The sequence below is a fragment of the Mycolicibacter algericus DSM 45454 genome, from assembly GCF_002086455.1.
Taxonomy (GTDB): domain Bacteria; phylum Actinomycetota; class Actinomycetes; order Mycobacteriales; family Mycobacteriaceae; genus Mycobacterium; species Mycobacterium algericum.
The window spans coordinates 1-648 of the sequence record NZ_MVHC01000094.1; the positions used below are offsets into that span (position 1 = coordinate 1).

At 62.5% G+C, this 648-nt stretch carries 1 protein-coding gene and 1 pseudogene; both read right to left on the reverse strand.

All coding sequences use genetic code 11. From position 1 onward, the window contains the following. Positions 1-415, reverse strand: a pseudogene (locus BST10_RS22245) (transposase); the annotation flags it as partial. Between the two features lie 4 nt (positions 416-419). After that, positions 420-648 (reverse strand): transposase (locus BST10_RS22250; RefSeq protein WP_165757229.1); only part of this gene is annotated, 229 nt, incomplete at its 5' end.

Sequence of the window (648 nt, forward strand, 5' to 3'; positions counted from 1 at the left end):
CATCCAGGGGCCGAGACTGCCAGGCCTTGATCTCATCGACAACCACCTCGGTGATATTCGAGATCAGCTCCCGCGACACCGATGCCCCGTACACCTCGGCCAGATGGGCTTCGATATCGCGGGTGGTCATGCCGCGTGAATACAGCGACAGCACCACCGAATTAATGTTGTTGAGTCGCCGGGTTTTCTTCGGCACGATCGCCGGCTCGAACGAGCCGTTGCGATCGCGCGGCGCCTCGATACGCACCGGGCCGTTGACGGTGGCTACCGTTTTCGGTGTGGTGCCGTTGCGGGAATTGCCCGATCCGCGCCCGGCCGGATCGCCGGCCTCGTAACCCAGGTGATGGGTCAACTCCGAATTCAGGGCACGCTCGAGCACGGCCTTGGTCAGCTCGTTGAGCAAACCGGCTCTTCCGGTTTCAGAGTGCGTTGATCCGGTCTTGAAGTTGGCCGGAGTGGATCAGGGATCGCAGGATGTAGTGGTTGAGGTTGCGAAATCCCAGGGCGATGCCGCGTAGGTGTTCCAGGCGGCCGTTGATGGCTTCGACGGGGCCGTTGGAGATGCCGACGTCGAAGTAGGCCAGGATTTCGCGGCGCCGCTTCCAGAGACTGCGACCCAGCTGCGCCAGCTCATCGAGGCCCTTAGGT